This window comes from Kitasatospora sp. NPDC047058, from assembly GCF_040643935.1.
GTDB lineage: Bacteria > Actinomycetota > Actinomycetes > Streptomycetales > Streptomycetaceae > Kitasatospora.
On sequence record NZ_JBEYVJ010000371.1, the window covers coordinates 1 to 6410 of the forward strand.

Below are 6410 nucleotides of genomic sequence, written 5' to 3' on the forward strand. Positions count from 1 at the left end.
CGGCTTCCTCGCCTGGATGCTCGACGGACCCGCCTCCGACTACACCGTGCTGCTGCCCGAGGCCGGCGAACCGCGCCGCGCGATCCTGGACACCTCCACCAAGGAGCACTCCGCCGAGCCGGACGCGCACCCGTCGGACACCCGCCCCTTCGACCGGACCGCCTACGAGGCCGAGTTCCGCACCCTCACCGAAGGCGTCGTCGGCGCCGGGGACCAGGACCGCTTCCTGGCCGCCGCGGCGGCCCTCCCCGAGCTGCGCGCCACCGACCTCGACGAACTGTTCCCCGCCGTCGACACCGAGGCCGTCCGCGCCTACGACGAAACCCTCCCGGAGGGCCTGTTCTGATGCTGCGCACCCGCACCACGCCGGGGCCGGTGGGATGATGTCCGGCATGACGGACTCGGATGCCCGCGGTGAGGGCGTGGTACTGGACGACCTGCTGCGGGAGGCTGCCGCCGACCAGGCCGGGGCGCTGTGGCGGCTGACCGGTACGGAGCGTCAGCTCGACGCGAACGTGGTGCGGCTGAAGCCGGAGGCGTCCGTCGCCGACCATGTCGAGCCGGAGCTGGACGTGCTGGTGCTGGGGATCGCCGGGCGGGGCACGCTGCGGTGCGGGGACACCACCCACGCGTTGGAGCCGGGCGCACTGCGCCTGCTGCCGCGCGGCGCCACGCGGGGTGTGGCGGCGGGGCCGGAGGGCGTCGTCTACCTGACGGTGCACCGCAGGCGGCCGGGCCTGGCGATCCGCCCCCGGCCCTGACCGGCGCCCGGAGGACGGGGCGCGCCGCTCCCCCGCCCGCACGCCGGGAGACCTGCCGGTCGCACGGCAGGCCCCCGTCGGACGCGTCCCCGCCGGGGCTCAGCCGGCGGCGTTGAGGGCCGTCAGGTACCCGAGCACCTCCTCGCGGGCGGTGGCCGGCGCTATCAGGGCGATGTGGTTGTCGGGCCGGACCAGGACGAGGGTGTCGCCGGTGATCCCGTACGCCTCGCGGGCCGTGCCGTCCGAGTCGTCGAGCTGCACCGGCCGGACGTGGCCGGGCAGTCCGGCGAGGGCGGGGCGGGCGCCCGGCCCGAAGCCGAGCAGGGTGAAGTGGTCGCCGGCGAAGCGCTCGAAGAGCCGGGCCGGCTCGCCGTCGGGGCCGGTGCAGGGGGCGTCGGGCGCCCGGTCCCCGGCCCGGAGCAGGCCGTCGGCACTCTCGACACCCTCGTCGGCCGGGCGGCCGGCGGCGAGCCGGCCCCAGCGGTAGCCGAGCGCGAGGCCGGTGAGGTCGCCCACCCGGCCGACCTCGACGCCGGTACCGGGGGTGCGGATGCCGTCCATGACGGCCGCCATGCCGGCACTGGTGACGTCGAGCGTCCAGGCGGCGATCGGCAGCCGTTCCTCCTGGTAGGTGTCCAGCAGGGCCGGCGCGGCCAGGCCGCGCAGCACGTACCCGAGCTTCCAGGCGAGGTTCCAGGCGTCCTGGATGCCGGTGTTCATGCCGAGCCCGCCCGCCGTGGGGTGGACGTGCGCGCAGTCGCCGGCCAGGAAGACCCGCCCCTCGCGGTAGCGCTCCGCCACCCGGACGTTGACCCGCCAGGTGGACAGCCAGGTGGCCTCGGTGAGCCTGAGGTCCGCACGGCCGGTGTGCAGCGCGGCCAGCCGCTGGAAGCTCTCCAGTGACGGGGCGACCATCCGGCCGTCGGCGTCCGTCTCCGGGCTCGCCTGCAGCTGCCAGCGGCGGGTGCCCTCGAACGGGCAGAGCATGAACACGCCCTGCGGCCCGAACCACTGGTGCCAGACGCCCGGCTCCAGCCCCTCGACCTCGACGTCGCCGCAGACCATCACCGGCTCCGGGTCGCCCTCGCCGACGAAGGGGATGCCGAGCAGCTTGCGGACGGTGGAGCGGCCGCCGTCGCACGCGACCAAGTACTCGGCGGCGATCCGCCCGCCGTCCGCGAGCCGCACCTCCACGCCGGCCCCGTCCTGCCGGAAGTCCACCAGCTCGGAGGCGAGTTCGACCTTCGCCCCGTACTCGGCGAGCCGCTCGCGCAGCAGCCGCTCCACCCGCGTCTGCGGCAGCCACAGGCTCGCCGGGTACGGGGCGGTGGGGGTGGGCCGGACGCCGGCGAACGGCTCGGCCTCGCTGACGAACTCGCCGGCGAAGTACTTGTGGAACGGCAGGTGGGTGCGGCCCGCGGCGGCCAGCCGCTCGGCCAGGCCCAGGTCGGCGAGGACCTCCAGGCTGCGCGGGTTGAGCGTCTTGCCGCGCGAGCCGGGGTGGAACGCGGCCGCCTTCTCGATGACGCGGACCTCGACGCCCTGCCGGGCCAGTCCGCACGCCAGGGTCAGTCCGGTCGGGCCGGCCCCCACGATCACCACGGTCGTCATGTTGTGCGTCCTTCCGGTTGTCGGTACGCATCATGAAACAGCAACCCGGTAACGAATGCAACCGAGTAACAAATTTATCCGAGTTATGATCGCCCCATGAGCCCGAACCCCGCGCGCCCCGCCCCCGCGCGCCCCGCCCCCGCGCGCCGGAGTCCCGCCGGCCCGAGTCCCGCCGGCCCGAACCCGGCGAGTCCGGGCGCGCCGGAGCCGGGTCTGCGGACCCTGAAGAAGCAGCGCACCCGGCAGACCATCGCCGAGACGGCCATCGCCCTCTTCCTCGACCGGGGCTTCGACCAGGTCTCGGTGGCCGAGATCGCCGCCGCCGCCGAGGTCTCCAAGCCCACCCTGTTCCGCTACTTCGCCAGCAAGGAGGAACTGGTCCTGCACCGCTTCGCGGACCACCTCGGCGAAGCCGGGCGGGTGGTCGCCGGCCGGGCCGCCGGGGTCACCCCGCTGGACGCCCTGGAGCGCCACCACCTGGAACGCCTGGAGGCCCGCGACCCCAGCACCGGGCTGACCGACCAGCCCGAGTCGCTCGCCTTCCTGCGGCTGGTCTACGAGACCCCCAGCCTCTCCGCCCACCTGATGGACTACATCGACGCGGACACCCGCGCGCTCGCCGAGGCGCTCGACCCGGACCGCGGAGTGACCGCCCGCCTGGTCGCCGCCCAGTACATGGCGGTCCGCCAGGAGCTCGCCCACTCCGTCTGGACCCGGCTCGCCGCCGGGCAGGACACCGACGCCGCCGCCCGGCAGGCCGCCGCCGAGACCGCCACGGCGTTCTCCCTGCTGCGCAACGGGGCCGCCCCCCACGGCTTCTGAGCCCGTCGGCGGACCGGCCTCGGATCAGCGGCGAACCAGCAACGGCCGCCGCAGAGGCCGATGTCCGACCGGAGATCATCACTCAGTAAGATCATCCCGCAACACGACGCGAAGGGGAGTCTCAGTGGCGCGGGTTGCAGTGATCGGTGGCGGTATCAGCGGTCTGGGGACGGCACTCCTGCTCGGCCGGCGGGGCCACACGGTCACCGTGTTCGAGCAGGACGCGCGGCAGGCCGGCGAGGACCTCGACCGGGACTTCTTCCACTGGAGGAGACCGCGGGTCCCGCAGGCCGCCCAGCCCCACTCGTTCCTCGCTCCCGTGCGCAGCGTGCTGCTCGCCGAGGCCCCCGACGTCCACGCGGACCTGCTGGCCCGCGGAGCCCGGGAGTACCACGACTTCGACTGGTTCGGCGAGCACCCGCCGCACCGGGCCGGCGACGAGGAACTGGTGACCCTGCGCACCCGCCGCATCGTGCTGGAGGCCGCCCTGACCGCGGCCGTCGGGCGGGAGCGCACCGTCGAGGTGCGGCGGGGCTGCCGGGTGCACGCCCTCACCTTCGAGAAGGGCACCCCTCCCCGGGTCACGGGCGTGCAGGCGGGCGCGCAGACGCACCGGGCGGACCTCGTGGTCGATGCGTCCGGCCGCCGCTCGCCGGTCCCCGGCTGGCTGGTCGCGGCCGGCTGCCGACCGCCCGTGGTCGACAGCCACCGGACCGGGATCACCTACCTCTGCCGCTGGTACCGCCTGCGGGCCGACGGCCCGCGCCACCCCGGGCGGGTACAGAACGGCTCCTCCGCGGCGTTCGCCCTCGCCGGCGTCTTCCCGTCCGACAACGACACCTTCGCGGTCAACGTGGTGCTCTCCACGGGGGATCCGACCCGCGCCGCGCTCACCGACCCCGCCGTGTTCGAGGCCGTCGCCCGCCGCTTCCCCGCCACCGCCGCCTGGCTCGACCTGGCCCCCGAACCCCGGTCGCCCGTCCTCGCGATGGCCGGCCTGGACAACCGCTGGACCGCGCTCGCCGACGACGGCGGCCCGGTCGTCACCGGCCTGGTCAACGCCGGGGACAGCCTCGTCCACACCAACCCCACGCTGGGCCACGGCGTGGCCCTCGGCCTGCGCGCCGCCCAGCACCTCGCCGCCCACGCGGACGGGATCGCCGCCGACCCCGCCGGCTACCACGCCTGGACGGCAGCCGCCCTCCGCCCGTGGTTCGACGCGCAGGTGACGGCCGACCGCGCCAACGAGCAGCGCCTCAACGGGAGTTCACCGCTCCCGGAGCGGCGGGCCGCCGCCCTGGCCGCCTGTGCCTTCGACGACCCGGTCGTGATGCGGGCCCGCGCCCGGGTCCGCCACCTGCTGGAAACGGCCGACGACGCCTACGGCACCGACGAGGTGGACCGGCAGGTGACGGCCTGGCTGGCCGCCCGCCCGGACTTCTCGCCCCGGCACGACGGGCCCACCCGCGACCAGTGGGACGCGCTCATCCCGGCCTGAGTTCCGGGGTGCCGCCCGCGAATCCCTTGGCCGCACGCGGCGGCCCCGGGGCGGACGGCTGAGGCGCCGTCACGTTCCGCCGCCTCGGGATCTTGTGCGGGCGTTGTGGATGCCCAAGGATTCCGCTCCGGGGGAAGACCTCCCGCTTCAAGGAGACGAGAAGAGGCGTGGATGACACTGGCAGGCCACAACGACGCGTCGGGAGGGCTGTTCGCACTCTGCTGGGGGCTCTTCGCCACCGTGATGGGCGGTCTCCTCGTCACCGACTTCCGGGGCTTCACGCGGTGGTTCGTCCGCACGGCGGAGGCGAGGGGTCCGTGGCGGCGGCAGTCCCGGCCGTCGCAGCAGGCCGGCCGACTGGTGCTGGTCCGGGTGATCGGCGGGATCTTCGCCGTCGTCGGGCCCGTGATGCTGGTGGTCGGTGTCGTCCTCACCGCCCATGGCCGTCTGCGGCCTCTACCACCCTGACACCGGACGGCTGCGCTGGGCCCGGGCCGGACACCTCCCTCCGGTCCTGCTGCGCGACCGACACGCCGAAACGCTCCCGCAGCTCGGTGGGATCCTCCTGGGCGCCATCGACCACGCCGACTACGAAGAAGGCGAAATCCGCCTGCAGAGCGGCGACACCCTCGTGATGTACACGGACGGACTCATCGAACGCCGCGACCAGTCCCTGCAAGCCTGCCTCAACGGCCTCGTCACCCTCACCGAGAAGGCGAGCGCAGCGATCGGCGACGGTCTCGAGGCCCACCTGGACCACCTCCTGCGCTACAGCGGTGCGGACACCGACGACGACACGTGCCTGGTCGGGATCATGATCCGGTGACCCCGCCCCCCGTTCGGCTCCCGCCACGCCGTCGCGGCACCGGGAGGCGCCGGCCCACGACGGACAGCCCCGCAGCACAGCCTTCACGGTGCTCACACATCGAGGGATGGCATGGAGCGGCCGACCGGGGGTACCCGGGGCTCCGACCTGTCCGGACCGAGGAAGGGACTCTCATGGTGGCGCCCAGTGATGCACGACCCCGTTCGCTCGACCCTACGGCCCAGGGTGTGCCCCGACCCGCGGAGGCGCCGTCGGCCGGTCCGGCCGGCCCGCTTCCCCCGGAGCCGGCCGTCATCGACGACCCGCGCGAGGTCGCGCCCGCCGACGCACGGGAGATGACGCGCGTCCTGCTGCGCCGCCTCGCCGCACTGGAGGAGGGCACCCGCGAGTACTCCTACGTGCGGGCCACCCTGATCGAGCTGAACCTGTCCCTGGTGCGGTACGCGATCCGGCGCTTCGACGCGCATCGCGAGCCGCATGAAGACCTCCTGCAGGTCGGCGCGATCGGCCTCATCAAGGCCATCGACCGCTTCGACGTCGAGCGCGGGGTGGAGTTCACCACCTTTGCGCTGCCCACCATCCTCGGTGAGATCCGGCGCCACTTCCGTGACACCACCTGGGCCGTACACGTGCCCCGCCGGTTGCAGGAGCTGCGCATCAGCCTGGCCAAAGCACAGGACAAGCTCTCGCAGGGGCTGAACCGGGCTCCCACCGTCGCCGAGCTGGCCGCCCACCTCTCGCTCTCCACCGAAGAGGTGCTGGAAGGACTGACCGCCGCCAACGGCCACACCAGCGGGTCCCTTGACGCCGGGGCCGACGGAGGCAGCACCGACGGCTGCCATCTCCACCAAGGGCGTCAAGGACGGGGAGTTCTACGTCCTCAACGGCCAGA

7 protein-coding genes and 1 pseudogene are annotated in these 6410 nt (G+C 74.2%); 7 read left to right on the forward strand and 1 reads right to left on the reverse strand.

All coding sequences use genetic code 11. The features are described 5' to 3' along the window. Positions 1-346 (forward strand): annotated as a pseudogene (locus tag ABZ885_RS33055) (hypothetical protein); the annotation flags it as partial. A 46-nt stretch (positions 347-392) separates the two neighbouring features. Then, positions 393-761, forward strand: coding sequence for a hypothetical protein (locus tag ABZ885_RS33060; RefSeq protein WP_360196942.1), 369 nt, complete (start codon positions 393-395; stop codon positions 759-761). Between the two features lie 99 nt (positions 762-860). Here the strand turns inward: ABZ885_RS33060 and ABZ885_RS33065 are convergent, their stop codons facing one another. Continuing rightward, on the reverse strand, positions 861-2372 hold the full coding sequence (locus tag ABZ885_RS33065) for an FAD-dependent monooxygenase (protein WP_360196945.1): 1512 nt from the start codon (positions 2370-2372) through the stop codon (positions 861-863). A gap of 96 nt (positions 2373-2468) precedes the next feature. Here ABZ885_RS33065 and ABZ885_RS33070 point away from each other — a divergent pair, with 96 nt between their 5' ends. The 5 genes from ABZ885_RS33070 to ABZ885_RS33090 form a co-directional block, all read left to right on the forward strand. After that, entirely contained in the window at positions 2469-3194 is a 726-nt protein-coding gene (locus ABZ885_RS33070) for a TetR family transcriptional regulator (RefSeq protein ID WP_360196948.1), read from the forward strand. Positions 3195-3318: 124 nt separating this feature from the next. Further along, complete coding sequence (locus tag ABZ885_RS33075) at positions 3319-4692, forward strand: FAD-dependent oxidoreductase (protein ID WP_360196951.1); 1374 nt, start codon at positions 3319-3321, stop codon at positions 4690-4692. A gap of 171 nt (positions 4693-4863) precedes the next feature. After that, a complete protein-coding gene (locus tag ABZ885_RS33080) occupies positions 4864-5160 on the forward strand; it encodes a hypothetical protein (RefSeq protein ID WP_360196954.1) in 297 nt (98 codons plus the stop codon). Continuing rightward, the gene (locus ABZ885_RS33085; protein ID WP_360196957.1) at positions 5132-5518 is read left to right on the forward strand and encodes a PP2C family protein-serine/threonine phosphatase; all 387 of its coding nucleotides are present in this window, start codon (positions 5132-5134) and stop codon (positions 5516-5518) included. Before ABZ885_RS33080 ends, ABZ885_RS33085 begins: the two co-directional genes overlap by 29 nt. 227 nt (positions 5519-5745) lie before the next feature. Beyond that, positions 5746-6410: sigma-70 family RNA polymerase sigma factor (locus tag ABZ885_RS33090; RefSeq protein ID WP_360196960.1), on the forward strand; the 665-nt coding region annotated here is incomplete at its 3' end.